The sequence below is a fragment of the Kordia jejudonensis genome (assembly GCF_001005315.1).
Classification (GTDB): domain Bacteria; phylum Bacteroidota; class Bacteroidia; order Flavobacteriales; family Flavobacteriaceae; genus Kordia; species Kordia jejudonensis.
The window spans coordinates 21,830-47,609 of sequence record NZ_LBMG01000016.1 but is presented as its reverse complement, the minus strand read 5'-3'; the positions used below and the strand labels follow the sequence as shown (position 1 = coordinate 47,609).

The 25,780-nt window shown below is 35.7% G+C and carries 23 protein-coding genes; 13 read left to right on the top strand and 10 right to left on the bottom strand.

The features are described from left to right. Nucleotides 1-19: 19 nt before the first annotated feature. Entirely contained in the window at nucleotides 20-769 is a 750-nt protein-coding gene (locus AA089_RS10370) for a rhomboid family intramembrane serine protease (RefSeq protein WP_046756876.1), read from the top strand. A 4-nt stretch (nucleotides 770-773) separates the two neighbouring features. On the opposite strand, the gene rlmB is transcribed toward AA089_RS10370, so the two are convergent. From rlmB to AA089_RS10320, 10 genes are all read right to left on the bottom strand, one after another. Beyond that, nucleotides 774-1,511, bottom strand: a complete 738-nt coding sequence (gene rlmB, locus AA089_RS10365; protein WP_046756944.1) for a 23S rRNA (guanosine(2251)-2'-O)-methyltransferase RlmB — start codon at nucleotides 1,509-1,511, stop codon at nucleotides 774-776. A gap of 72 nt (nucleotides 1,512-1,583) precedes the next feature. Beyond that, nucleotides 1,584-2,426, bottom strand: coding sequence for a hypothetical protein (locus tag AA089_RS10360; RefSeq protein ID WP_046756875.1), 843 nt, complete (start codon nucleotides 2,424-2,426; stop codon nucleotides 1,584-1,586). A gap of 10 nt (nucleotides 2,427-2,436) precedes the next feature. Continuing rightward, complete coding sequence (locus AA089_RS10355) at nucleotides 2,437-3,276, bottom strand: hypothetical protein (RefSeq protein WP_046756874.1); 840 nt, start codon at nucleotides 3,274-3,276, stop codon at nucleotides 2,437-2,439. A 13-nt stretch (nucleotides 3,277-3,289) separates the two neighbouring features. Continuing rightward, nucleotides 3,290-4,714: a RagB/SusD family nutrient uptake outer membrane protein gene (locus AA089_RS10350; protein WP_046756873.1), complete on the bottom strand. Its 1,425-nt coding sequence runs from the start codon at nucleotides 4,712-4,714 to the stop codon at nucleotides 3,290-3,292. 11 nt (nucleotides 4,715-4,725) lie between these two features. Continuing rightward, nucleotides 4,726-7,776, bottom strand: coding sequence for a SusC/RagA family TonB-linked outer membrane protein (locus AA089_RS10345; RefSeq protein WP_046756872.1), 3,051 nt, complete (start codon nucleotides 7,774-7,776; stop codon nucleotides 4,726-4,728). 364 nt (nucleotides 7,777-8,140) lie between these two features. After that, a complete protein-coding gene (locus AA089_RS10340; protein WP_046756871.1) occupies nucleotides 8,141-9,766 on the bottom strand; it encodes an aryl-sulfate sulfotransferase in 1,626 nt (541 codons plus the stop codon). Nucleotides 9,767-9,903: 137 nt separating this feature from the next. Then, on the bottom strand, nucleotides 9,904-10,803 hold the full coding sequence (locus AA089_RS10335) for a hypothetical protein (RefSeq protein ID WP_046756870.1): 900 nt from the start codon (nucleotides 10,801-10,803) through the stop codon (nucleotides 9,904-9,906). A gap of 11 nt (nucleotides 10,804-10,814) precedes the next feature. Beyond that, entirely contained in the window at nucleotides 10,815-12,500 is a 1,686-nt protein-coding gene (locus tag AA089_RS10330) for a SusD/RagB family nutrient-binding outer membrane lipoprotein (RefSeq protein WP_046756869.1), read from the bottom strand. Between the two features lie 11 nt (nucleotides 12,501-12,511). Then, nucleotides 12,512-15,754 carry a SusC/RagA family TonB-linked outer membrane protein gene (locus tag AA089_RS10325; protein ID WP_046756868.1) on the bottom strand — a complete coding sequence of 1,081 codons (3,243 nt, stop codon included), beginning with the start codon at nucleotides 15,752-15,754 and terminating at the stop codon, nucleotides 12,512-12,514. A gap of 113 nt (nucleotides 15,755-15,867) precedes the next feature. After that, nucleotides 15,868-17,493, bottom strand: coding sequence for a BamA/TamA family outer membrane protein (locus tag AA089_RS10320; protein WP_046756867.1), 1,626 nt, complete (start codon nucleotides 17,491-17,493; stop codon nucleotides 15,868-15,870). 245 nt (nucleotides 17,494-17,738) lie between these two features. On the opposite strand from AA089_RS10320, the gene rpsL reads away from it, so the two are divergent. The 12 genes from rpsL (at nucleotide 17,739) to rplP (ending at nucleotide 25,780) form a co-directional block, all read left to right on the top strand. Then, nucleotides 17,739-18,113, top strand: coding sequence for a 30S ribosomal protein S12 (rpsL, locus tag AA089_RS10315; protein ID WP_007094992.1), 375 nt, complete (start codon nucleotides 17,739-17,741; stop codon nucleotides 18,111-18,113). Between the two features lie 23 nt (nucleotides 18,114-18,136). After that, nucleotides 18,137-18,613 (top strand): 30S ribosomal protein S7, encoded by a 477-nt coding sequence (rpsG, locus tag AA089_RS10310; protein WP_046756866.1) that lies wholly within the window; start codon nucleotides 18,137-18,139, stop codon nucleotides 18,611-18,613. A gap of 21 nt (nucleotides 18,614-18,634) precedes the next feature. Further along, nucleotides 18,635-20,767, top strand: a complete 2,133-nt coding sequence (gene fusA, locus AA089_RS10305; RefSeq protein WP_046756865.1) for an elongation factor G — start codon at nucleotides 18,635-18,637, stop codon at nucleotides 20,765-20,767. 10 nt (nucleotides 20,768-20,777) lie between these two features. Further along, on the top strand, nucleotides 20,778-21,083 hold the full coding sequence (rpsJ, locus tag AA089_RS10300; RefSeq protein WP_007094989.1) for a 30S ribosomal protein S10: 306 nt from the start codon (nucleotides 20,778-20,780) through the stop codon (nucleotides 21,081-21,083). A gap of 441 nt (nucleotides 21,084-21,524) precedes the next feature. Next, complete coding sequence (rplC, locus tag AA089_RS10295; RefSeq protein WP_046756864.1) at nucleotides 21,525-22,142, top strand: 50S ribosomal protein L3; 618 nt, start codon at nucleotides 21,525-21,527, stop codon at nucleotides 22,140-22,142. Continuing rightward, entirely contained in the window at nucleotides 22,142-22,771 is a 630-nt protein-coding gene (rplD, locus tag AA089_RS10290; protein ID WP_046756863.1) for a 50S ribosomal protein L4, read from the top strand. Before rplC ends, rplD begins: the two co-directional genes overlap by 1 nt. Nucleotides 22,772-22,779: 8 nt before the next feature. Continuing rightward, nucleotides 22,780-23,070 carry a 50S ribosomal protein L23 gene (gene rplW / locus AA089_RS10285; protein ID WP_046756862.1) on the top strand — a complete coding sequence of 97 codons (291 nt, stop codon included), beginning with the start codon at nucleotides 22,780-22,782 and terminating at the stop codon, nucleotides 23,068-23,070. Nucleotides 23,071-23,083: 13 nt separating this feature from the next. Continuing rightward, entirely contained in the window at nucleotides 23,084-23,908 is an 825-nt protein-coding gene (gene rplB, locus AA089_RS10280; protein WP_046756861.1) for a 50S ribosomal protein L2, read from the top strand. 3 nt (nucleotides 23,909-23,911) lie between these two features. Beyond that, a complete protein-coding gene (gene rpsS / locus AA089_RS10275) occupies nucleotides 23,912-24,190 on the top strand; it encodes a 30S ribosomal protein S19 (RefSeq protein ID WP_007094984.1) in 279 nt (92 codons plus the stop codon). A 9-nt stretch (nucleotides 24,191-24,199) separates the two neighbouring features. Then, nucleotides 24,200-24,607 carry a 50S ribosomal protein L22 gene (gene rplV / locus AA089_RS10270; protein ID WP_046756860.1) on the top strand — a complete coding sequence of 136 codons (408 nt, stop codon included), beginning with the start codon at nucleotides 24,200-24,202 and terminating at the stop codon, nucleotides 24,605-24,607. A 10-nt stretch (nucleotides 24,608-24,617) separates the two neighbouring features. Next, entirely contained in the window at nucleotides 24,618-25,340 is a 723-nt protein-coding gene (gene rpsC / locus AA089_RS10265; RefSeq protein ID WP_046756859.1) for a 30S ribosomal protein S3, read from the top strand. Nucleotides 25,341-25,360: 20 nt separating this feature from the next. Further along, on the top strand, nucleotides 25,361-25,780 hold the full coding sequence (gene rplP, locus AA089_RS10260) for a 50S ribosomal protein L16 (RefSeq protein ID WP_007094981.1): 420 nt from the start codon (nucleotides 25,361-25,363) through the stop codon (nucleotides 25,778-25,780).

The following is a 25,780-nucleotide window of genomic DNA, read 5'->3' as shown; positions in this document are numbered from 1 at the left end:
ACTTGATTTAAAATTTTATATGCAATCCAAAAAACAACATCCTTTTGTATTTACGCCAGAAGTAGTTTTACTACCTTTTCTGTTTGTACTTTTAATTTGGTTTGTATTTTGGGCAGAAGTCAGATTTGGTTTCCGATTTAACGATTATGGAGTGTATCCAAGAAGTGTTATAGGACTTCGTGGTGTTTTATTTAGCCCTTTTATCCATGGAAGTATGCGACATTTATGGAATAATACCATTCCGTTGTTTTTATTGAGTGCTGCTGTAATTTATTTTTACAGATCGCAACGTTGGACAATTTTTTTAATAGGGTTGCTAGGATCAGGCTTGATAACTTGGGTAATTGGTAGACAAGCAAATCATATTGGAGCCAGCGGTTTTATATATGTTTTGATGAGTTTTATATTTTTTAAAGGAATCATTACCAAATACTACCGCTTTGTGGCACTTTCGTTAGTCATTATGTTTTTATATGGTGGAATGTTGTGGTATTTGTTTCCGATAGAAGAGAAGATTTCTTGGGAAGGACATTTAGGAGGTTTTATCACAGGTTTTCTGCTAGCTGTTTTTCTTCCAGTTATATATACCAAAAATGTATACGAATGGGAAAAGGAGGAATTCGTTCCAGAAGAAGATCCATTTATGCGACATTTTGATGAAAACGGAAACTTTATAGAAACATTGCCAGATGAAATAGAAGAATCGTTACCTCCAATAAAGGTAAACTATATATATGTTGAAAGTCCAAAGACAAACGAAGAAGAATAAAATTCTATTGTCGTTGCCTTACAATTTCATATAAAAATGCACCACACGCCACAGAGACATTTAGAGAAGCAATTTCGCCAAGCATTGGTAACTTTGCTTGTTCATCTACAATTTTTAAGATAGAAGGAGAAACACCTTTTCCTTCGGATCCCATTACGATAGCGGTTGGAACTGTAAAATCGACATCGTACAACGTATGTTGCGCTTTTTCTGTTGCAGCCACAATTTGAACTCCTGAGCTTTGTAAGTGATAAATTGCATCTTTTACATGATCTACTTTACAGATTGGCATTTTAAAAATAGCACCGGCGGATGTTTTTACGGCATCTGCATTTACGGGCGCGCCACCTTTTTTCTGAATGATGATTCCGTCAACACCTGTACATTCGGCAGTTCTAATAATAGCACCAAAATTACGTACGTCGCTTAGTTGATCTAAGATTAAAAACGTTGGTATTTTTCCTGATTCAATTACATTTAATACTAATGTATCTAGATCATGAAATTCTATAGGAGAAACTAGCGCAATAACACCTTGATGATTTTTTTTAGTAAGTCTATTTAACTTTTCTGGTGGAACAAATGAAGTACTGATAGCATTTGCTCTTAGAAGTTGGTCTAATTCACTAAATAGATCTCCTCTAAGACCTTTTTGAATAAAAACCTTATCGATAGTGCTTCCTGAGTTTATCGCTTCTATAATGGCTCTAATGCCAAATATTTGTGTGTTATTATTTTGCATGGGACAAATATAAAATAAAAAACCACCCAAATGGGTGGTTTTTTGTATATGTATGGTAATAAATTTTTATTACTATAGTGGCGTATACACAGATACACCATTTTCTCCGTATCCTTCGCAGAACCAAGAAATAGTTACAACACCAGTTGCTACGTCTACTTCATTAACTCCACCATTTAAAGGAATAACAGCTCCCCATGGATCACCTTGATCAGTCCACTGGATTTTGTTACAAGAGTTGCTGAATGTTACATCAAAACTTGTTGCTCCAGTTCCATAAGCAGTTGTGTAAGGACCTCCATTGTAAAGACCTCCTGAGAAATCTTGGATGAAGAAAGTACCGTCACCGTTATCAATGATTTCAGTAACTTCAGTATGAGGGTTGAAGCTAGGTAAGAAATCATGGAATCCGTAGTTAGTAGTAACGCTATACATTCCACCTAAGTCTAATGTAAGGTCACATACTAAGTTTACAGTATGTGTAGTTGTTGAAGAACCATCAGGTAATCCAACATCAGTACCACCAGCAGAAGTAATTTCGATATCAAATGTAATATCTGAAGCTACTAAAGCAGTTGCTGCAGTTGGTAAAACATTTAATTCAATTAATCCTGTGTTTGTGTTCGCAAGAATTTTTGCAGAACCACTAGCAGAAACAGCATCACTAGCTGATCCTACTACATCAGTAATTGTATACGAAACTGTAATATCAGATTTGTTGATAGGAGCAGTCGTTACAAAAGGTACAGTAATAAGCGTTAATTCGTTATTTACTGACTGTGTAGTTGATGCACTTGGGAATTCAATCCATCCAAATTCTGGATCGGAAGTAAATCTTCCATCATCATCTGATGCACAGCTATATGCAAACACTAAAATTAGTGGTAAGATGAAAGTTTTTAATATTTTTTTCATAACAAGTTATTTATATTTTAGTTAATGTGTAAGTAGTTGTAGCTACAGAACCACAGATTTCTTCTGTATCCTCTGCAAATATAATTGTCATATTTGTATCATCACCAACCGTGTAAGTTCCATTAGATGGAGCAGGTCCGAAAGCAATAGATCCACCACAACCAACACCTGAAGCTTGACCATCAAGTAATCCGTTAGATACAGTTGTACCACATACTAAGTTGAAAGAAAAATCAACTGGAGGATTTGCAAATCCAAAACTTGGGTAACACTTTACATTAAATGTTCTTTCAGTAGATGAACCTCCGACAACTAAATCAACAGGAATTCCAGTACCTAATGCAGGTGCAAAACCAGCAGCTCCGATACCACCAGATACGAAATCTAATGTATAAGCTCCAGCTGCAAATGTAGCAGGGATTGGGCAAATTTCTACGATAGAAACAGTGTGAGAAGCTGAGCTTCCAGTAATGTCAGCTGAATCTTCAAGATTAAGAATTAATGTTTTAGCTGTTGTTGTTAATCCTTCATCAATACCAGTTACTGCTAATTCTGCAAAATACTCATTTGCAGGAATAGTAACAGTAGAGCTAAAAGAATACATAGCTGGATCAGCAGTTGACGCAGCGTCAGCAGATACAGATACAGTTCTGTCAGATGTAGATAATGTACTTACACCTATTTTTACGTTAACAGTGTTTGTTTGATTAATTTCAACTTCTAATGCAGAAGAAGAAGCATCAAAGAAAGACAACGTTTGTCCATTGACACCGTCATATATTACTTCTTCGAAATCACCACATGACACCAAGAATGCACATGCGATAAATAATTTTATAAAATTTTTCATTTTTTTTTATTATTTAGTTATATCCTGGAGTTTGAGTCATACTAGCATTACCATCTAATTCAGCAGCTGGTACAGGAAGTGTAAATCTATGGTCATTAGCTGCAAGATCACAGTTAAATGTTCCACTAGCACCACCACAGTCTTCAAGAGTTTGAGATCTTACGATCCCAGTACCTGTAATATCACGAGTTCTTTTGATATCTAAGAAACGGTGTCCTTCGAAAGCTAATTCTAATCTTCTTTCGAATAAGATGTCTTCCATAGCTTCATTTAAGTTAGCATAAGAAGGAAGAGCAGCTGGACTTCCAGTTCTTGCAGTTCTTAATGTTTGAATCATAGTTGCTGCACCACCGAAATCAGTAGTTCTAGCTTTAGCTTCAGCATTGATTAAAAGCATTTCTCCTGAACGGAAAACTTTGATATCGTTAAGGTATCTGTTACCTCCAGATCCTGGATATTTGTTTACACGTTCTTGAGTATCTGCATTAAAAGTAGCATCCAAGTTAGTCCAGATAGTTGTATTACGAACATCTCCTGGAGGTATAATGCTTACTAATTCATTAGATACTTCAATAAAAGAACCACCATTGTTACTAAACATCCAAATTCCACCAGCTAAAGGATCTCCAACAACTCGGTCAGCTTTGAAAATTACTTCAGTGTTATCCTCATCATCAAACATAGAAATGTACTGTGCTTGGTTTGCAATTGGATAGTTATTCATTAATTGTTGAGATAATGTAATAGCTGTTCCATTGTCACCTGTATAAAGAGCGATTCTAGCTCTTAATGCTGTGAAGAAATCTTGAGTAATTCTAGTTACATCACTAATAGAAGGATCAATAAGTCCTTGAGCAGTTGTAATGTCAGCCTGAATACCAGTTAAAACTTCACCTACAGTATTTCTAGCAGGTTGTTCTAATACAACAACATAATCAATGTAAGGTACTGATTCAGTAGCCGAATTGTAATCTTGCGAGTAGAATGATAATAAGTCAAAGTGAGCAATAGCTCTCAATGCATAGCACTCTCCTAAGATGTTATCGTAAGTAGCTTGCTCAGCAGCATTTTGAGGAGTAATAGATCCTGCAGCTGCAATTACACGGTTAATACTATTAATTAACGCATAGTTTCCAGTCCATATTTGCGTAGCTCTAAAAGTGTTCGCTGTAATAAGAAAGTTATGCTCATTAATACGTTGTCCACCATTATCTTCTCCTACTTTCGTATCATCTGTTAAGATTGAAGAGAAGTCAATATTAGCTTCTGGTGAGTAATTTGCAAATACCGCATTCATACCAAGAACTAGGTCAGGAACACTGGTGTAAGCATTTTCTTCTGGGATATCATCCTCAGGAAAAATGTCTAATGCATCGTTACATGAATATGTCCCGACTAACATTAATAATACTAAAATTGATAAATTTATTTTTTTCATTTTCTTTTTTTTTAAAAATTAACATCTAATCCTAATGTCCATGTCTTAGGTGTTGGGAATTCAAAGAAAGTTGAGTTTACATTTGATTCTGGATCAAATCCTCTCCACTTCGTCCAAGTTAAAAGGTTTTGTCCTTGAACATACATTCTTATGCTTGAAAATAATTTTGTATTTCCTAACATGTCTTTGTCCAATGTATACGATAATGTTACATTTCTTAAACGTAAGAAAGATGCATCTTCAATGTAACGATCAGTTAATAAAAGTCTTGTTGAACCAAAAGCAGAAGATGGGATATCAGTGATATCTCCGGCTTGTTGCCATTCTCTTAAGATAGAAGTAGATTGGTTAGAGATACCTACTAAAGTAGGATCCTCAACTACTGCTAAACTACCGTTGTATCTATATTGATCCATAGCATATGTAAATAATGCATTTAATGCAAAACCTTTGTAAGAGATGTTTGTTCCGAAACCACCAACAAATTTTGGATCTTGGTTTTCATCAAGAAGTACACGATCGTCTGCATTGTATTGATCAGTAATGTTTCCATCAGCATCAAAGTACAATGGCGAACCGTTAGCAGGATTCACACCAGCCCAACGAACTGCGTAGAAAGTACCAAATGGATTTCCTTCTGCTAGAGCAGTACGAGTTGTTTCAATTAAACCATCACCAACAAGTTTTGTAATTTCGTTTTTGTTGTATGCAATATTTCCATTAACAGACCAGTTTAATCCTTTTCTGTCATTGCTTCTAATGATATCATAGCTTAACGCTAATTCAATACCTTTGTTTTGTATTTCACCAACGTTTGCACTAATGTTGTTAAATGCAGAGATTGTAGAAATAGGTCTGTTCAAGAATAAATCTTCTGTAGTTGTTTGGTAGAAATCAAGGTTACCACTTAATCTGTTTTCGAACATTGCAAAATCAATACCGATGTTTGCTTTTACAGTAGTCTCCCATTTTAAATCAGGGTTTCCTAACTGAGTAGTCCAGAATCCGTTAGTACCTTGGTATCCTTGTCCAGATCCATTGTAGTTTCCTGGGTTGTTTGTAGTACCAATTAAATCGAATGCGCTAAATGCGTTACCAATTCTATCGTTACCTGATTTACCATAACTAGCTCTTATCTTTAAGTTGTTGATGAATTCAACATCTTCCATGAACTTTTCTCTATGAAGATTCCAAAAAGCAGCTGCTGCCCAGAATGTACCCCATCTGTTTGTTTTGCTAAACTGAGAAGAAGCATCACGTCTGATGTTAGCTTGCACTCCAAATTTATCATCATAGTTGTACTTAGCTACTGCAAAGTAAGAGAATAAACCTCTGTCTTCTGTAGTAGAAAAAGCTGTTGGGATATAGTTGTATAAGTCATTGTTAGGTCCTTCAGTTGTGTTACCAGAAGTAAAACCAGCACCTGAACCAGGTAATTTAGAATTTAAACCGAAAGCTTCAAAACCATATGTATCAGAATGTCCTTTTACATATTCTACGAATGCAGAAGCTTCTACATTGTGAACATCGTTGAAAGTATTCTTATACGTTAAGTATGTGTTAACGTTGAATAATACGTCTCTACTAAATGCCTCAGCTTGCGAACCTTTAATAAGTGCAGCTGGAGGGTTGTTTGTATCATTGTTTAAACCACGTAAACTGTTTGGATCAGTAATAATTAACTGATTGAATTGTTGGTAGTCCATACCAATTGAATTTCCAACTGTTAAGTTCTTCGCTACTTCTAATGAAGATGCAATTCTACCTACAATTTTTAATTCGTCTTCAACAAACGTGTTTAATGTTGCTTGGTTCAATGCTACGATTGGTGAGTTTTGGAATCCTGTTGTTCCGTCTCCTGTTAAGTCTAATGATCCATCAGGGTTGAAAGGATTTAAAGCAGGGTTACCAATGTACGCGTTAATGAACGGGTTGTTTAATGATCCACTTCCAGGGTTGGCAGCAGTATCATTCACACTATAACCAATTGTTAAGTTTGTACTTAAATTAAATTTATCATTTGAAGAAGAAACGTTTGTGTTATTTCTAAAAGTGAAACGCTTTAAGTTACTACGTAGAGTAATACCTTCTTGCTCAAAGTATCCTAAAGAAGAATAACTTCTTGCATTTTCTCCACCTGTAGTTACGTTAACCTCGTGTGATAAAGTAGTACCAGTTCTTAATAAAAGATCTGTCCAGTTCGTATTTGTCTGTGTAGATAGTGCATTAATCTGTGTGTCAGAGAAGTTGTTTAAACCTCTTTGTCTTTGGTAAGTTAGGTATTGTCTAGAATTCATTAGCTCAAAATTTGGGTTAATGTTAGTAGATAAACCGTAAAGAGTTCTGTACTGGATTTTAGTTCCACCATTTTTCTTACCAGTTTTAGTTGTAACGATAATCACACCATTCGCCCCTCTGTTTCCATAAAGAGCAGAAGCAGATGCATCTTTTAAAATAGATACATTTTCGATGTCATTCGCGTTTAAACTTCTAAAGTTATCCTCATCTACTGGTACACCATCAATAATGAATAATGGCTCTTGATTACCGTTGATCGAGTTTCTACCTCTTAATAAGATAGTACCACTCGCTCCTGGCTGACCAGAACTTGTTTGGATGTTCAAACCTGCTGCTTGTCCTTGTAATATTTGGTCAATAGAGGCATTTGGTACCTGTTCAATCGACTCAGATTGTACAACAGAAACGGCAGATGCCACATTGGATTTCTTTTCAGTACCGTACGCAACGACTACTACTTCTCCTAATGTGTTGTCTGATTCTAATTGTACATTAACGGTAGTCCCAGATACTGTCATTTCTTTAGCTTTATATCCTATATAGCTGAAGACAAGTACTTGTCCGTTATCAGCTTTAATAGAAAATTTACCATCAAAATCAGTAGTTATACCTTTAGATGTCCCTTTGATTGAAACAGTTGCTCCTGGTAATGGTAAGCCGGTATCATCGGTTACTGTTCCAGAGACAGTCTGTTGTTGTGCAAACAGAATTTGCACAAATAACGCTAGGAATAGCGTTAGAATTCCACTAAACTTTGTTCTCATTTTTTTAATTTATTTGAATTAGCTATCGCCAAAAATCCTAATTTTATGTTAATAATCCAATTTTTTTTTCTTAAAAATCATTTTAAATCCTAAGTTTTTTTGAAAAAGAAGACTTCTTTTGGTGTGAAATAAACTGTTACAGTCTTAAAAATGAAGGTGCTGCGCTCGTAAAATGTAGTTTATTATCATAATTATATAGATTTGTTAAAAATCTTAATGATTTGATAAAATACTCTGTATTAAGCAAATGTTTTGTGTTTTTGGATTTTATAAGACGTTGATTTTATGGTCGAAAATCCAAAATAATCGTCTGTATTGGTGTCTGAAAACCAATAGCTACTTAAAACACAATAATTACAGCTTTTTATTCTTTTACTATTTTGGCAGTTGTTACTTTTTTGTTAGCAAAAACCTTCATAATGTACATTCCTGATTTTTGGTTACTTAAATCAACCGTGTTTTCATAAGAAGTGCTAATTAGTTTGCCCATGATATTGTAGATTTCTACTTTATCAATTGTTCCATGTATTGTGAAGGTGTTTTTTACTGGATTAGGAGCGAAAGAAAAAATTTCTTCTGTAACTTCCTCTGTACCTAAAATTGTGCATCCCATTAAATCTGGATTTTGTTCTACAGGTGCACCAGGTGTTAACGTTCTGTTTGTAAATGCTGGGTAATCGCTTGCATAGCGCAAAACTCTAAAAGTTAAATTAGGAGAAGCGGTTGGATCATCTCCTTGTGATAGAATTCCCGTTGGTGTTACAGGATTTACATATTCCCAAACGATTTCTTCGTTAGGTGTAATTTCAAAAAAGTATCCATCATCCCCATCGCAAATAAGTGTATTACCGTTCGGAAGGCGTTGCGCACTTGATAGTATTCTGGAATAAAAATCTGTTTCTACAGGATCTTTGTAGGTGTAATCTGTGTTGGAAGGACCATATGCAGTGCCTGAAACATATGTGTAAACACCTTCGCTATCTTCTGGAGGTGTGATGATATCTATTTGAGAAACACTTGGAACACGCGTAAATCCATTGTTAAATACTATGATTTTTCGAGCGTCATCAAGTCCATCAGCAATAAAATGTGGATAATGTTGACCAAATAATTTCTGGTCACTTGGAGTTCCTCTTTTGTAAGCTTGCGGATTTCCCCAACGATACAAAAAGTCGCCTCCTTTGTTTCTAATTCCGCCAGAATTTGTGGCTGCTTCAGCTGTAGTTGTGCTGTGGTCTATGATGTATATTTCGCTTAAAAGTCTTGAGCTTATTACAATTTGATCTAATCTTTCATCGTATTGAATAGAATTGAAATGTAGCCAATTTGCATTTCCAGCAGAGTTGCCTAAAAAGTTTATATCGAGCAATTGTGGATTATCTTCAACTGTGCCAAAATTATCTTTTGAAGGATCAATATCTTGAATGAGATGATCTTTTACATTCCATTCCCACACAATGTTTGCACCGTTAGCTCCGACAGGTTGTAGTTCTAGTATTTGTTCATTGAAAAGTTTTCCTTGCGCTAAATCAGCTGGGTTTCTTCCTGCTTGAATAGCTTCAGCTTGTGTCATTGTATTTACAGCTAACATAAGAACATTTCCGTTGGGCATGGGAAATACGTCATGATGTTGTGAAACTAGCGTAGATGAGTATGTGTATTCCCAAAGTAAATTGCTATCCCAATCATATAATTCTACTTTTCCACCAACACCTCCGAAGTTCACATCGGCATTTGCAATTCTTCCAGCTCGAAGCAAATTTCCGTTTTCTAAAAGATATACTGCATTTCCTGGGGCAACAGTACTAGTCCATTGATTTACGATTTCGCCACAATTATTTATTAAATACGTTTCCGTATGTCCAGCAGGTGCATATAGTGTATATCCATCGAAAGTGCCTGGATTATTAGTGATGATTCCTACTGTGTTTTGTGATTTTACACATAATGAAACCAACAATAAGAGGTTTAGTAAAAGGTATTTTCTCATAGTATTTTGTAATCTTAAAAAACCATAATTGATTTTATGGTCGAAAAGTAAAGAATATTGGACTAAAAAAAAACTGCCCATGAATAAAATTCACAGGCAGCTTGCTTTATAATTGATTTTATATAGGTAAAATCTATTTATTCATTACATAAGTTTAATGCAATTGGTCCAGCAGCAGATCCAGCTGTGTATGCAGCAACTAGGTTTCCACTTGGAGCATAAATTTCAAAAGAAATTTCTCCGTAGTTATCTCCTGGGAAGAACCAATCTGCACTTTCAGTTCCTACTGGAATTGTAATAGTGTCAGTTCCATCATTTGATTCGTTGATACAGTCAAATGTGTTTGGCTCGTATGGAGTACATAATCCAACTTCAAAAACAGTTCCGTCATCTAATGTAATAGTAATAGGAGCAGAGCTATTTCCGATAGTTTGCCATCCATCTCCATAAGAATCATGCATGTCTATTGTCCAAACACCTGGAGGTGGTGGTGCAATACAAACAACTGTTGAAGAGAATGTGTGATCAGCAGACTGATTGTCAAAGTTTGCACTTACATCCGAAAATGTACCTTGTGCATTTGAAATTGCTAATCTGTAATTAAATGTATCTCCACCTTCTAAACTTGAAGCATTAATTCCTAAAGCAGAAATAATGTCAGATCCAGAAAAAGCTATGTTTACTTCTGGGTATTGTGCATCTGCAGCAGAAGTAAAGCTTGAAGCTTCTGTAGTGTATAATAACGCTTCAGAAGCACTAATGTTTTCTCCAGTCAGGCTAACAAAAACTTCAACTTTAGTAATGTCTGTTCCTCCAGCAGGAGAAACTAGTTGATAGTCTTTAGAGAAGCTTGAACTTGCAGGATCTAGCTTATTTACATTTGTAGATCCGTTGGTCGTTATTTCTGAAGCGAAAGGCACTCCAGAATTGATCAGTTCGTCAAACTTGACAGGAAATGTCTCGTCATCCTTACAGCTACTAAACGCTAAAGTCATAGCACCAAGTACTAAAAACGATTTTAATAATTTATTTTTCATAATTTACTTTTTTATTGAATAAATCCTGCTGGATTGTTATCCCAAAAAACTTGAACTGATAATCCAGGTTTTTGAGTGATATTTATATTTCTATCCACTGTGTTGTTAGGATATAAGAAAGATCTTGGGAAACCACCAGTACCCAATAATGTAGGTTGTAAGTTGGTAGGTGCTCCAGTTCTTCTGTATAGGTTATATCCTTCAACTCCATTTCCGTACATTGCTAACCAGTATTCTTTTCCAATAATAGCCATTCTTTCATCATCACTAGTTGCAGCCATGTATGAAGCCATTACGCCATTTACGTAATCGTCGATATCTGTAGCATCTGAAGTGTTATTGAAATCTCCTGGGTTTGGTAAAAATCCGATTACTGTATTCATAGAAGCTCTAACTCCTTGCTCTAGCATTGCACCAGCGTCATCAGAAGTTCCTAAATATAAAGCAGCTTCAGCTCTCATGAAATATACGAAAGAATCCATCATAATTGGCCATATTCCTGCACCAGCAAGTCCTTGTCCACTTCTAATTCTTGTAGCGTCATTGTCATCATAACGACCACCAACAGGATACACACCAAATGTAGTTCTTTTTGTGTTATCAGGTGGAATACCGTCGTTTTCTGCGTGATCTCTTCCCCAGTATCCATCGCCACGTCCAAATAAAGAACAGAAAGGTAATGGAACAGCTTGCATTGCATCAATTGGTGCGTATGTAGCAGGTCTTGGATCATTCCAGCAGTCAATTTCGTTGTCTAACGTAGCTGGATCTGTTGGGAATGCATTTACTTGTCTGTACACGTAATATCTTAAACGAGGATCGTCAGCACCTTTTTCAAGTGTTAATGCCCACATTAAGTAGTTAGGAATGTACTCACCAGTATTGGCAGCTTCATATTCTTCAACATAGTAAGGATGCTTACTTTGTGGATTTAATGAAGTTCCAGAAACCCACTTGAAGTCATCATCACTAGATGTAATGATATTTCCAGCTGATAATATTGAAGTGATTCCAGCAGTTGCACCAGCAGGATCGATTAGTCTTCTGTTTAAATAGTACTTAAGTTTAAGTGTATTTAAAAACTTAGTCCATTTAGGCATGTCATCGCTATCGTCTTCCCCGTAAAATAAATCATTGAAAGCAGGTGTAAGATCATCAATATTAGCAAAATCAGCTAATGCTAAGTCCAATTCAGCGAAAGCAGCATCGTAAACATCTGATCCAGGATCAGCGCTTGGAAATACTGTTCCAATGTCACCTTGTAGTGCTTCCGTATAAGGGATATCACCAAAGTAATCTACTAAGGTCATCATTGTGTATGCTTTGATAATTCTAGCAACACCAATATGACGGTGTCTTCCACTATTTGTAGCAATTGGAATTAAAGCCTGAACTTCATTTAATATGTCAGCATAACCAATACGCCACATGCCTCCAGTGTTAGCATTTGCGTTGTTAAAGTTTACTTCGTAAGTGTCAAACATGTACTCTAATCGTACAGCTTCTCCACCGGCCTCTGTCGCTTCCGCGAAGAATGCAGATAAATTGAATTGAATGAGGTTCAAACTTCCGTCTTCATTCAAGCTATCTGGTGCTGGTGAATTTGGGTCAACTAGTATGTCTAATTCTGTTGTTTCACAAGAGAATACAAGTATTAGCGCTAGCAACCAAAATAATTTGTTATTTTTTATTTTCATTGTCATTTTTTTTAGAATGTTACTTTTATACTCATACCGTATCTTCTAGAATTCCAAGAAGTTAAGTAATCGAATCCTTGAGAGTTACCAACTCCTAAACTGTTAAGTTCAGGGTCATAGTTTACACTATCAGGAGTGTTAAATGCCTTAACCCATAAGTTTTGACCAGAAACCGTAAATGATACATTCCCGAAAGGAGTGTTGTCTAACCATTTCTTTGGCAATCTGTAGCTTATAGAAGCTTCTCTTAGTCTTATGTGTGAAGCATCATAGATTAATAGTTCATCAATACCAAAACCAATATTGTTAAAGTAAGCTTCCGTAGAAGTTATTTGAATATCGTTTGGTTGTCCTGTAGATTGACGTACACCTGGTAATACAATACTTTGTGTTCTGTCAAAATCAGTGTCTTCAACAAGTCCTCTACCAACAAGTGCTCCTACTGTAGTCGCATAGATGTCTCCACCTTGTTGATATTCCCATTGCATGTTAACCGATAAGTTTTTCCATGTAAAACCTGTGTTTACAGTACTAAACCAATCTGGGTTTGGATCTCCAATAACACCGTTTGTAGGATCTTGTATCCAGTATCCGTTTTCATCAACTAAACGGTTTCCGTCTTCGTCTCTTAAAACTCTTCCACCTACAATTACACCTAATTGCTGTCCGTTAATTGCCGCATTTTGTGTTGTAGAGAAAATACCTCCGTATTGAATTTGTTCTCCTTCATCAAGTCCTTTAACTTCACTATCATTTTGTGTAAAGCTACCTGTTAACTTAAATTCGAAATCTTCTGTTTTTACAGGAGTTAAATCAAATCCAATTTCAAAACCTTTGTTGATTACATTACCAATGTTTGTAAATGTACTTGTGTATCCTGTTTCAGGAGCCAATGGTCTTTGAATAATTTGATTTTCAGTATCTCTGCTATAGTAAGTAAAGTCAATTCCAACTCTGTTGTTTAAGAATCTTGCTTCTAAACCAACTTCGAATTCTTTTGATAATTCAGGTTTTAAATCAAGATTTGGTAAGAAGTTAGGAATACCTGTTGTTACAGTTCCGTTTCCTCCAGCAGTTTGGAAAATGTTAGGTACTAACGAAATAACACTTCTTGTGTTGTATGGTCCAGGGAAACCTGGAGAAGTACCGTAACCAGCTCTTAACTTTAAGAAGTTTAAGCCGCCATCTGATCTGATTTCTGGGAAAGCAGATGTAGGAATGAAAGACATACTTACACCAGGAGAAAACTGAGATCTGTTTTCTTGCTCTAATGTAGAGTTCCATTCGTTACGTAATGATGTGTTTAAGTATAAGAAGTTCTTATAAGAAAGTGTTGCAGAAACATAAGCAGCAACGTTGTTTTGTTCGCTGAATGTTTGGTATGTTTGATTGTTGTCTGCAAATACAGTACCTTCAATAATAGTACTAGAGTTACTAAAGTTTAAGTGATTCCATAAACCAAATACGATTTGATCTCTACTTTCAGAACCATCTCTTTCAAATATTTGACGCTTCGTTGTAGTACCTAGCGTTGCTTGAATTCCAAAATCTTCAGAGATTTCTTTGTCGATCGAAACTAATAAAGAGTGATCCCAAATTGTAAATCTTTCAGAAGTTGTTTGTAAGTATCCATTTGGATGAAGGCCATCGTTAGAACCTTTGTTGATAACACGTCTTGATCTTGTATTTTGACTATCAATACCAAGTCTGTAAGCTAATGTTAACCAGTCAGAAGCTTCGTATGAAGCAACAAAGTTAGAGAATACACGGTCAGTACTGTTTTTATCTTGTGTATTGTTTAATACCCAAGCTGGATTTGTACGGTCGTTTCCACCTCTATACCAAACACTTTCTCCAGTAATTGGATGTTGTGATGGTAAGTTGATATCTACACTTCGTGGTAAATAAAGAATGTTCCAGATAGAAGCAATACCTCCAGTACCAGCAGTAGATGAAGTTACATCACTACCTGTTGAAGCATCAGTAAATGGACTTCTAATGTCTGTTTTTGCTAAACTAATTTTACCAGAAACAGTTAATTTATTCGACATTTTAAAGTTTCCACCAACAGAGAAATTATCTCTTCGTAATCCGTTGTTTGGAATAAATGATTGGTCGTCAACATGTGCATAAGATGCATTGAAACTACCTTTATCAGAAAACGCTCCAGCAACATTTACAGATGTACTAACAATTGTTCCTGTTTTGAAGAAATCTTCCTGACTATCATAAGGTCTGTAAGCAACAGTTGGTGAGTCAAGTTCAGGTCTATTTGGGAATAGCACAGATGGCTCAACACCAAAGTTGTTTAAGATTGAAGTTCTAAATGCGTTGTCAATAGTCGCTTGACTATCAAAACGTGCTCCCCAGTTACTGAAGAATGCTCCATAAACATTTTGGAAACCGTTACCCCAAGTATCTTGGTAGTCTGGTAATACAATACTGTTAAAGAAAACAGACTGATTTACAGTAACTTCCATTTTTTTGTTAGCGTCTTTTCCTGTTTTTGTAGTAATTAAAATTACTCCATTTCGTCCTTCACCACCATAAAGAGCAGTTGCACTTAATCCTTTTAAGATACTTACGCTCTCAATGTTGTTAGGATCAATATCCGCAAATCTACTACTTACGTTACCAGATTGGAAACTAGCTGAACTTGCCGATTGGTTTGCACCTCCAGATGATCCGTCAAAAGGAACACCATCTACGATAAATAAAGGTTGGTTTCCACCAGTAATAGAAGATTGCCCTCTAATAATAATGTTAGAACCACTACCAGAAACACCTCCAGAACCAGTAATACGTACCCCAGAAGCTTTACCACGTAATATCTTACCGATATCCGTATCTGCTTTTTGCTCTAGGTCTTTACTTTCTACAGTTGCTACTGAATATCCTAAGGCTTTTTTCTCTTTCTTAATACCCTGTGCAGTAATAATCACTTCTTCAAGCTGATTATCTGACGGATCTAAAGAAACATCAATTTTGTTTGAAGCTCCGACAACAACTTCTTTTTTGCCATAACCAATATAACTATATACTAAAGTCTGTCCTTTACTAGCTTTAATGTTGTAAACTCCATCAAAATTAGTAGAGACTCCTGTATTCGTTCCTTTGATTACAACGCTAGCTCCCGGAAGCGGAAGGCCAGATTCGTCGGAAACAGTACCAGAGACTGTTTGTTCTTGTGCAAGCGCTAGCTGCACCATTAACGCTAAAAGTAGCGTCAATATTCCATTAAACTTTGTTCTCATTGTGTTAATTATTTGAATTAGCTATTCCAAAAATCCTAATAATATGTTAATATTCCTATTTTTTTGAAGAAAAAAGTGACTTAAAAACAATAAAAAATATGTTTAAGTCTTTGTTAAAAGGAAGTGGATAAGCTTATATGAACCTTAGATTCAGATAGTTTAATGCTGGTATTGTCAGTTTTTCCAACAGCATAATTAATTTTCAATAATCCAGATTTTGAACGTATCCCAAGTCCAAAGCCAAAACCATATAATTTTGCAGTTGTATTGGTAAGATCATCTTGAAAATACGTAAAGTCTATGATAGAATGGACATACGAATTGCGAGACAAAATATATCTGTATTCTGTGTTTATTGTACTATATAAGGTAGCTTCTAAACTATTTTCATTAAATCCTCGGATAGATTGAATTCCTCCAAAACGTAATTTTTCATTGGTAAGATAAGTGTCAGAAAATAAAGCTTCGGAAGTGTTGTTTACATAAATGAAGTTTCGAGCATTTAATTCCCAAAGATGATTTGCAACAAATGAAACTTTACTCTGTTCGTTTTTCTCAGCATTGTTTTTTCTATTTCCAAGCAAACCTTCAAGTTGTACAGTCGTTTTATTAGGGAATATGCTGTAATTATTATTTCGCACATTATATGTGTAACCAGCTGTCGTAAAAAAACTTTTATAATCGTCAATGGCGGTATTCGAATTGTCGTCTAAAAGATTGTTAGATTCTGTTTGTTGTATTCCTAAATGAACTTGATTGTTTTGGTTAATTTGATAAAAAGTTTTAAACGTAGTATTGATAATAGTAAACAAGGAATCGCGTTTAAAAATATCCAACGCGGCATTAATACCAATTGGAGAATTAAAAACATATGGAATTTTTAAATCTGCCAAAAACTTAGTTTGCTTGTTTCCGTCGTTCTTCCATAATATATTGAACTCTTCTCCAGAATTCAGATTATTAATCAATTTCAAGTCTAGATATCCATTCAGTTTCAAATTTCCAGTATCTTCATCTGAATTAAATCCTATAAATCCATCAAAAAAGTTGCTCTTCACTTTTTCTACATATATATATAAGGTTGTTGAATCTTTGGTAAACAATAATTCAGGGTCTTTTAACTGTCGAGCAAAACGTAGCTGATCTATTCTTTTTGTCTGTGTAGTAATTTCTTCTTTATTAAACACTTTTGAAGTAAGTCTCAAATAATTCTTGACATACGATTTTGGGAATTTTTCATATCCTTTAACAATAATTTTATCCAACCGTCTTTTTTTAATGACCTTGATATCTAAGTCTGCAACAATAATATCTTCTTGTTTTTTGATGTTCTTAAGTTGTACTTCTGCAAAAGGATTCCCTGTATTTTGAAAATCGGCAACCAAAGCTTCTAAAAAAGGAGTGAGGTTTTCTGGTGCAATATTTAAGTGCGAATCGGTAAAGTCCAAACTAAAGGCCTTAAGAATAGCCGAATTCATCTTTTCCTTATCGTAGTGAATCTTTAAAGAAGTATATTTTGAATTCAGGTTGAAAGTACTCTGATAAGTAGAATCATTTAGTTTTAGTAGCTCAGAGTATGAAGCGTCAAAATAACCAATAGTAAAAAACACATTTTGAAGCGATTTGAGTTCGTCTACAATAGATTTTATATTTTTGTGCGATTTTTTATAATTCGTACCATCAATAATAACTTGTTCATCAGCATTGCTGCCTTTTACATTTAATGTTTGACTGTTCATAAACGAAAAACAAAAAAGTAAAAAGAATGTATTAAAGATATGTAATAATGATTTTTTCAAGCTTAAAAAAGTGAATGCAAACGTTGTCAAAGTAACGTAAAAAAACAGGAAATACTATGTGAGAATGCTTTAAAAAATTAATCTTATTGAAAATTAAGTCGTTAAGATTTGAATAATTGGAAATAATACTTACCTTTGCCGCCCTCTAAAGAGGGTTTTTAACATCAAAATATATTTAATAATAGATGCCAACAATTTCACAATTAGTAAGAAAAGGAAGAGCCAAAATAACTAAGAAGAGTAAATCGGCTGCTTTAGATTCTTGTCCTCAGCGACGTGGAGTTTGTACGCGTGTTTACACGACAACACCAAAAAAACCGAATTCAGCAATGCGTAAAGTTGCAAGGGTTCGTTTGACAAATGGTAATGAAGTGAATGCATACATTCCAGGAGAAGGGCACAATCTACAAGAGCACTCGATAGTATTAGTTAGAGGTGGAAGGGTAAAAGATTTACCAGGAGTTAGATATCACATCGTTCGTGGAGCTTTAGACACCGCAGGTGTTGAAGGTAGAACACAACGTAGATCTAAGTACGGTGCAAAACGCCCAAAGAAGTAATTAAAAACTTTTAATGTAAAGACATGAGAAAAAGAAAGGCGAAAAAGAGACCTCTTTTACCAGATCCAAGATTTAATGATCAATTAGTAACACGTTTTGTGAACAACTTAATGTGGGATGGTAAGAAGTCTGTAGCATTCAAGATTTTCTATGACGCAATGGATATTGTAGATTCAAAGAAAACAGACGAAGAAAAAACAGCTTTAGAATTATGGAAAGATGCATTATCTAATGTAATGCCTCACGTTGAAGTTCGCTCACGTAGAGTTGGTGGAGCTACATTCCAAATTCCAATGCAAATTAGGCCAGATAGAAAAGTATCTATGGCAATGAAGTGGTTAATTAGCTACTCTCGTAAAAGAAACGAGAAATCAATGGCGTTAAAATTAGCTTCAGAAGTATTAGCAGCAGCAAAAGAAGAAGGTGCAGCAGTTAAGAAAAGAGTAGATACGCACAAGATGGCAGAAGCAAACAAAGCATTCTCTCATTTTAGATTTTAATCATACACAACTATTATAAAAATGGCTAGAGATTTAAAATATACTAGAAATATTGGTATTGCTGCGCACATTGATGCAGGTAAAACCACTACGACTGAACGTGTATTATATTATACAGGTGTAAGTCATAAAATTGGAGAAGTGCATGATGGTGCTGCTACAATGGACTGGATGGAGCAAGAGCAAGAGCGTGGTATTACAATTACGTCTGCTGCAACAACATGTACATGGCAGTTTCCAACAGAAAATGGAAAACCAACAGCAGATGCTAAAGGATACCATTTTAATATTATTGATACTCCTGGTCACGTTGATTTTACGGTGGAAGTAAACCGTTCATTACGTGTACTAGATGGTTTAGTTTTCTTATTCAGTGCAGTTGATGGTGTTGAGCCACAATCTGAAACGAACTGGAGACTAGCTGATAACTACAAAGTTCCAAGAATTGGATTTGTAAACAAAATGGATCGTCAAGGTTCAAACTTTTCTATGGTTTGTAAGCAAGTGAAAGAGATGTTAGGTTCTAACGCTGTGCAAATTGTATTACCGATTGGAGAAGAGATGGACTTTAAAGGTATTGTTGACTTGGTGAAAAACCGTGCTATTGTTTGGCATGATAATACGCAAGGAGCTACTTTTGATGTAATTGATATTCCAGAAGAATTAAAAGAAGAAGCTGCTGAAGCACGTGCTTTATTAATTGAAGAGGTTGCGACGTATGACGAGAACTTGTTAGAGAAATTCATGGAAGATGAAAACTCTATCACTGAAGAAGAAGTTCACGCTGCATTAAGAGCTGCTGTAATGGATATGGCAATCATTCCAATGATTTGTGGTTCTGCGTTTAAAAACAAAGGGGTTCAATTCTTGTTAGATGCTGTTTGTCGTTACTTACCTTCTCCTTTAGATAAAGAAGATATTAAAGGTACAGATCCTGATACAGGAAATGTAATCACACGTAAGCCAGATGTGAAAGATCCTTTCGCTGCATTAGCATTTAAAATTGCTACAGACCCTTTCGTAGGTCGTTTAGCATTTTTCCGTGCATATTCAGGAAGATTAGATGCAGGTTCTTACGTATTGAACAATCGTTCAGGTAAAAAAGAACGTATTTCGCGTATCTATCAAATGCACTCTAATAAGCAAAATGCAATCGATTATATCGAGGCAGGAGATATTGGTGCAGCTGTAGGTTTTAAGAGTATTAAAACTGGAGATACACTTTCTGATGAAAAGAATCCAATTATTTTGGAATCTATGGACTTCCCTGATCCAGTAATTGGTATCGCGGTTGAGCCTAAAACGAAAGCTGATGTTGATAAATTAGGAATTGCTTTAGGTAAATTAGCTGAAGAAGATCCTACATTTACAGTTAAAACTGATGAAGCTTCAGGTCAAACTATTATCTCAGGAATGGGAGAACTTCACTTAGATATTATTGTAGATCGTTTAAGACGTGAGTTCAAGGTTGAAGTGAATCAAGGTGAGCCTCAGGTTGAATACAAAGAAGCGTTAACAAAATTAGCTGAACATAGAGAAACTTATAAGAAGCAATCTGGTGGACGTGGTAAATTTGGAGACATTGTTTTTGAAATGAGTCCAGTGGATGAAGATTTCGAAGGTACTGGTTTGCAATTTGTTGATCAAATTAAAGGTGGTCGTATTCCTAAAGAATTTATTCCTTCTGTAGAAAAAGGTTTTGCAGCAGCAATGTTGAATGGTCCTTTAGCAGGATTCGAAATGGATTCAATGAAGATTGTTTTAAAGGATGGATCTTTCCACCCTGTAGATTCTGATGCATTATCATTCGAATTGGCAGCTAAAATGGGTTACAAAGCAGCAGCGAAAGCAGCAGGAGCTAAAATCCTTGAGCCAATCATGAAATTAGAAGTATTAACTCCAGAAGAAAACATGGGAGATATTGTAGGTGACCTTAACCGTCGTCGTGGACAAGTATCTGATATGTCTGATAGAGCTGGTTCTAAAGTAGTAAAAGCTACAGTTCCATTATCGGAAATGTTTGGTTATGTTACTTCATTAAGAACATTGTCATCTGGTAGAGCAACTTCAACGATGGAATTCTCTCATTATGCAGAAACTCCTTCTAACATTTCTGAAGAAGTAATTGCTAAATCAAAAGGTGTAACTGCTTAAAACTAAGAAAATGAGTCAAAAAATTAGAATAAAATTAAAATCATACGATCATAACTTAGTTGACAAGTCGGCTGAGAAAATCGTAAAAACAGTAAAAACTACTGGGGCTGTTGTAACTGGACCAATTCCATTACCAACACACAAAAAAATCTTTACTGTATTACGTTCTCCACACGTAAACAAGAAATCAAGAGAGCAATTTCAGTTAAGTTCTTACAAGAGATTATTAGATATCTATAGTTCTTCTTCTAAGACAATTGATGCACTTATGAAACTTGAATTACCAAGTGGTGTTGAAGTAGAGATTAAGGTGTGATAGTTCTTAGCTTTTTAAAGCGAAGCGAATAAAAAGGTTAGAAATATCACATTCCCGCGAAGGCGGGAATCTCAATGTAAGAATCGAGTTTCTTAGCTTTTTAAAGCGAAGCGAATAAAAAGGTTAGAAATATCACATTCCCGCGAAGGCGGGAATCTCAATGTGAGAATCGAGTTTCTTAGCTTTTTAAAACGAAGCGAAGAAAAAGGTTAGAAATATCACATTCCCGCGAAGGTTGGAATCGCTTTGAAGCTAAAAGTTAGAAAAGAATTTTATTTCCTCTTCCGAGGAAAGTAAACATGTCCCGAGCTGCGTGCGAAGGAAAAACGGAAAAAATGCAATTCAGGGTTGAAAGGTATTTTTGCCCTGAATTTTTTTAATAGTAATTAATACTAACGGACTAAAGAGTAAAATCTTGAATCCAAAATCTAAAATCAAATTATGTCTGGGTTAATCGGAAAAAAAATCGGCATGACTAGCATCTTTGACGAAAATGGAAAAAACATTCCATGTACAGTTATCGAAGCAGGTCCTTGTGTCGTTACCCAAGTCAGAACCAATGAGGTTGACGGGTATGAAGCTCTTCAACTTGGTTTCGATGACAAGGCAGAGAAACGTGCTTCTAAAGCGGCTAACGGTCACTTTAAAAAAGCAGGTACTTCGCCTAAATATAAAGTTGTTGAATTCCAAGGATTTGAAGAAGAGTACAAATTAGGAGACAGTATCACTGTAGATCACTTTGAAGAAGGTGAATTTGTGGATGTAGCTGGAACTTCTAAAGGTAAAGGATTCCAAGGTGTTGTAAAACGTCACGGATTTGCTGGAGTTGGACAAGCAACACATGGTCAGCACAACCGTCTTAGAGCACCAGGATCTATTGGAGCTGCATCGTATCCAGCACGTGTATTCAAAGGAATGCGCATGGCAGGAAGAATGGGTGGAGATAAAGTGAAAGTTCAAAATTTAAGAGTTTTAAAAGTTGTTCCTGAGAAGAACTTAATAGTTGTCAAAGGATGTGTTCCTGGACACAAAAACGCTTATGTAATCATTCAGAAGTAATGGAAGTAGCAGTTTTAGATATAAACGGAAAAGAAACAGGTAGAAAGGTAAACCTTTCTGATGCTGTTTTCGCTATTGAGCCAAATGATCATGCAGTTTACTTAGACGTGAAGCAATATCTTGCAAATCAAAGACAAGGAACGCATAAGGCTAAAGAAAGAGCTGAAATCGTTGGTAGTACTCGTAAGATTAAAAAACAAAAAGGTACTGGTACCGCGAGAGCAGGTAGTATAAAAAATCCACTCTTCAAAGGTGGAGGTAGAGTTTTTGGTCCAAGACCAAGAAGTTATGCTCAGAAGTTAAACAAAAATGTAAAGAGATTAGCTAGAAAATCAGCACTTACATTAAAGGCAAAAAGCGAGTCTATCATTGTAATTGAAGACTTTAATTTTGACGCTCCTAAGACTAAAAATTTCATCAATGTATTGAAAGCTTTAGGGTTAGATAGTAAAAAATCGCTATTTGTGTTGGGTGATTCAAATAATAATGTATATTTGTCGTCACGTAATTTGAAAACCTCTGAGGTTTTAACTAGCTCAGAATTAAGCACTTACAAAATTGTCAATGCAAACAGCGTTGTTGTCTTTGAAGGTGCATTAGAAGGAATTGAGTCAAATTTAAGTAAATAAGGAACCAAATGAGCATCTTAATTAAGCCAGTTGTAACTGAAAAAGCTACCGCTGATAGTGAGTTAAATAATCGTTATACTTTCTTGGTAAATGTAAATGCTAACAAAGTTGAGATTAAGAAAACTATAGAGGCTACTTATGGGGTTTCTGTAGAGAAAGTTCGTACTATGAATTACGGACCTGATAGAAAAGTACGTTACACCAAAACTGGAATCCAGCATGGAAAAACTAACGCAACGAAAAAGGCGATAGTTGATGTAGCGGAAGGAGATATTATTGATTTTTATAGCAATATATAAGTAAAGACAAAAAATGTCAGTAAGAAAATTAAAACCAATTACACCAGCTCAGCGTTTTAGAGTAGTCAATGGATTCGATGCCATCACTACTGATAAGCCGGAAAAGAGTTTACTTGCACCGAAAAAGAGGTCTGGTGGTAGAAACAATTCAGGAAAAATGACCATGCGTTACATCGGAGGTGGTCATAAGAAAAGATATCGTATCATCGATTTCAAAAGAAACAAAAAAGAAGTTTCAGCTGAAGTTAAATCAATTGAGTATGATCCAAATAGAACGGCTTTCATCGCATTAGTTCAGTATACTGATGGGGAAAAACGTTACATCATCGCTCAAAATGGTTTAAAAGTAGGTCAGACTGTTGTTTCAGGAGAACAAGTTGCTCCAGAAATCGGAAATACAATGCCTTTAAGTAGCATTCCTTTAGGAACTATTATTTCTTGTGTTGAATTACGTCCAGGGCAAGGAGCTGTAATGGCTCGTAGCGCAGGAGCTTTTGCTCAATTAATGGCACGTGATGGAAAATACGCTACAATCAAATTGCCTTCAGGTGAAACTAGAATGGTAATGGCTAACTGTTTAGCGACAATCGGAGCTATCTCTAACTCAGACCACCAGTTATTAGTATCTGGTAAAGCAGGTAGAGGAAGATGGTTAGGTAGAAGACCAAGAACTAGACCAGTAGTAATGAACCCTGTTGATCACCCAATGGGTGGTGGAGAAGGTAAATCTTCTGGAGGACACCCAAGATCAAGAAACGGAATTCCAGCTAAAGGATACCGTACAAGATCTAAGACGAAAGCAAGTAATAAGTATATCATAGAACGTAGAAAGAAATAAGACATGGCAAGATCATTAAAAAAAGGACCTTACGTTCACTATAGTTTAGATAAAAAAGTTCAACAAAATATTGAGTCAGGAAAGAAAGCTGTGATCAAAACATGGTCAAGAGCATCTATGATTACTCCAGATTTCGTTGGGCAAACTATTGCTGTGCATAACGGTCGTCAGTTCGTTCCTGTCTATGTTACAGAAAACATGGTAGGACATAAATTAGGAGAATTTTCACCAACACGATCATTTAGAGGTCACGCTGGTGCGAAAAATAAAGGAAAAAAATAATAAGAAGCTATGGGAGTTCGTAAAAGAGAAAGAGCAGAGCAAATCAAAGAGGCTAAGAAAAGCATAGCCTTTGCAAAGTTGAATAACTGCCCTACTTCGCCAAGAAAAATGCGCTTAGTAGCGGATTTAGTAAGAGGTAAGAAAGTAGAAATAGCGCTTCATATATTAAAATTCAGCCAAAAAGAAGCATCACGTCGTTTAGAAAAATTGTTACTGTCTGCAATCGCAAACTGGCAAGCTAAAAACGAAGATGCAAGCGTTGAAGAAGCTGAATTATTTGTAAAAGAGATCAGAGTAGATGGTGGAAGTATGTTAAAAAGACTTCGTCCAGCACCTCAAGGTCGTGCACATAGAATTAGAAAACGTTCCAACCATGTTACATTGGTGTTAGGAGCTAATAATAACACACAAAGTTAAGATAGGAAGTATGGGACAAAAGACAAATCCAATCGGAAATCGCCTTGGTATCATCAGAGGATGGGAATCTAACTGGTACGGAGGTAATGACTATGGAGATAAACTTGCTGAGGACGATAAAATCAGAAAGTATATCCATGCTCGTTTATCTAAAGCTAGTGTTTCTAGAGTAATCATCGAGCGTACGCTTAAACTTGTAACCGTTACTATCACGACGGCTCGCCCAGGTATCATTATTGGTAAGGGTGGTCAAGAGGTAGACAAGTTAAAAGAAGAGCTTAAGAAGATTACTGGTAAAGAGGTACAGATCAATATTTTTGAGATCAAGAGACCTGAACTTGATGCAAATTTGGTAGCAGCTAGCGTTGCACGTCAAATTGAAAACAGAATTTCATACAGAAGAGCTATTAAAATGGCAATTGCGGCTGCAATGCGTATGAATGCTGAAGGAATCAAAATTCAGATTTCTGGTCGTTTGAATGGTGCTGAAATGGCACGTTCAGAATCTTATAAAGATGGTCGTATTCCTTTATCAACTTTCAGAGCAGATATCGATTATGCATTACATGAAGCTCACACTACTTACGGTAGATTAGGAGTTAAAGTATGGATAATGAAAGGTGAGGTTTACGGAAAAAGAGAATTATCTCCATTAGTTGGAATGACTAAAAAACAGTCAGGAAAAGGTGGAAACAATTCAGGTGGAAAAGGAAAATCTCGTCGTAGAAAGTAATTTTTTAAAGTAAAAGAAAAATGTTACAGCCAAAAAGAACAAAATATCGTAAAGTACAGAAAGGGCGTATGAAAGGGAACTCTGGAAGAGGTCACTTACTTTCTAACGGTATGTTTGGTATCAAATCATTAGATGCAAATTTTTTGACATCTCGTCAAATTGAAGCAGCCCGTGTAGCGGCAACTCGTTTCATGAAAAGAGAAGGTCAATTATGGATCAAGGTTTTTCCAGACAAACCAATTACAAAGAAGCCATTAGAAGTACGTATGGGTAAAGGTAAAGGTGCTCCAGAATACTGGGCAGCTGTTGTAAAGCCTGGAAGAATAATTTTTGAAGTAGGAGGAGTTCCTATGCACGTTGCTAAAGAAGCATTACGCTTGGCAGCTCAAAAATTACCAGTTAAAACTAAGTTTATTGTAGCTCGAGATTTCGAAGCTTAA

Coding starts and splice junctions, on each gene's coding strand:
- AA089_RS10370 (WP_046756876.1), top strand. CDS start 20: ATGCAATCCAAAAAACAACATCCTTTTGTATTTACGCCAGAAGTAGTT.
- rlmB (WP_046756944.1), bottom strand. CDS start 1,511: ATGCAAAATAATAACACACAAATATTTGGCATTAGAGCCATTATAGAA.
- AA089_RS10360 (WP_046756875.1), bottom strand. CDS start 2,426: ATGAAAAAAATATTAAAAACTTTCATCTTACCACTAATTTTAGTGTTT.
- AA089_RS10355 (WP_046756874.1), bottom strand. CDS start 3,276: ATGAAAAATTTTATAAAATTATTTATCGCATGTGCATTCTTGGTGTCA.
- AA089_RS10350 (WP_046756873.1), bottom strand. CDS start 4,714: ATGAAAAAAATAAATTTATCAATTTTAGTATTATTAATGTTAGTCGGG.
- AA089_RS10345 (WP_046756872.1), bottom strand. CDS start 7,776: ATGAGAACAAAGTTTAGTGGAATTCTAACGCTATTCCTAGCGTTATTT.
- AA089_RS10340 (WP_046756871.1), bottom strand. CDS start 9,766: ATGAGAAAATACCTTTTACTAAACCTCTTATTGTTGGTTTCATTATGT.
- AA089_RS10335 (WP_046756870.1), bottom strand. CDS start 10,803: ATGAAAAATAAATTATTAAAATCGTTTTTAGTACTTGGTGCTATGACT.
- AA089_RS10330 (WP_046756869.1), bottom strand. CDS start 12,500: ATGAAAATAAAAAATAACAAATTATTTTGGTTGCTAGCGCTAATACTT.
- AA089_RS10325 (WP_046756868.1), bottom strand. CDS start 15,754: ATGAGAACAAAGTTTAATGGAATATTGACGCTACTTTTAGCGTTAATG.
- AA089_RS10320 (WP_046756867.1), bottom strand. CDS start 17,493: ATGAACAGTCAAACATTAAATGTAAAAGGCAGCAATGCTGATGAACAA.
- rpsL (WP_007094992.1), top strand. CDS start 17,739: ATGCCAACAATTTCACAATTAGTAAGAAAAGGAAGAGCCAAAATAACT.
- rpsG (WP_046756866.1), top strand. CDS start 18,137: ATGAGAAAAAGAAAGGCGAAAAAGAGACCTCTTTTACCAGATCCAAGA.
- fusA (WP_046756865.1), top strand. CDS start 18,635: ATGGCTAGAGATTTAAAATATACTAGAAATATTGGTATTGCTGCGCAC.
- rpsJ (WP_007094989.1), top strand. CDS start 20,778: ATGAGTCAAAAAATTAGAATAAAATTAAAATCATACGATCATAACTTA.
- rplC (WP_046756864.1), top strand. CDS start 21,525: ATGTCTGGGTTAATCGGAAAAAAAATCGGCATGACTAGCATCTTTGAC.
- rplD (WP_046756863.1), top strand. CDS start 22,142: ATGGAAGTAGCAGTTTTAGATATAAACGGAAAAGAAACAGGTAGAAAG.
- rplW (WP_046756862.1), top strand. CDS start 22,780: ATGAGCATCTTAATTAAGCCAGTTGTAACTGAAAAAGCTACCGCTGAT.
- rplB (WP_046756861.1), top strand. CDS start 23,084: ATGTCAGTAAGAAAATTAAAACCAATTACACCAGCTCAGCGTTTTAGA.
- rpsS (WP_007094984.1), top strand. CDS start 23,912: ATGGCAAGATCATTAAAAAAAGGACCTTACGTTCACTATAGTTTAGAT.
- rplV (WP_046756860.1), top strand. CDS start 24,200: ATGGGAGTTCGTAAAAGAGAAAGAGCAGAGCAAATCAAAGAGGCTAAG.
- rpsC (WP_046756859.1), top strand. CDS start 24,618: ATGGGACAAAAGACAAATCCAATCGGAAATCGCCTTGGTATCATCAGA.
- rplP (WP_007094981.1), top strand. CDS start 25,361: ATGTTACAGCCAAAAAGAACAAAATATCGTAAAGTACAGAAAGGGCGT.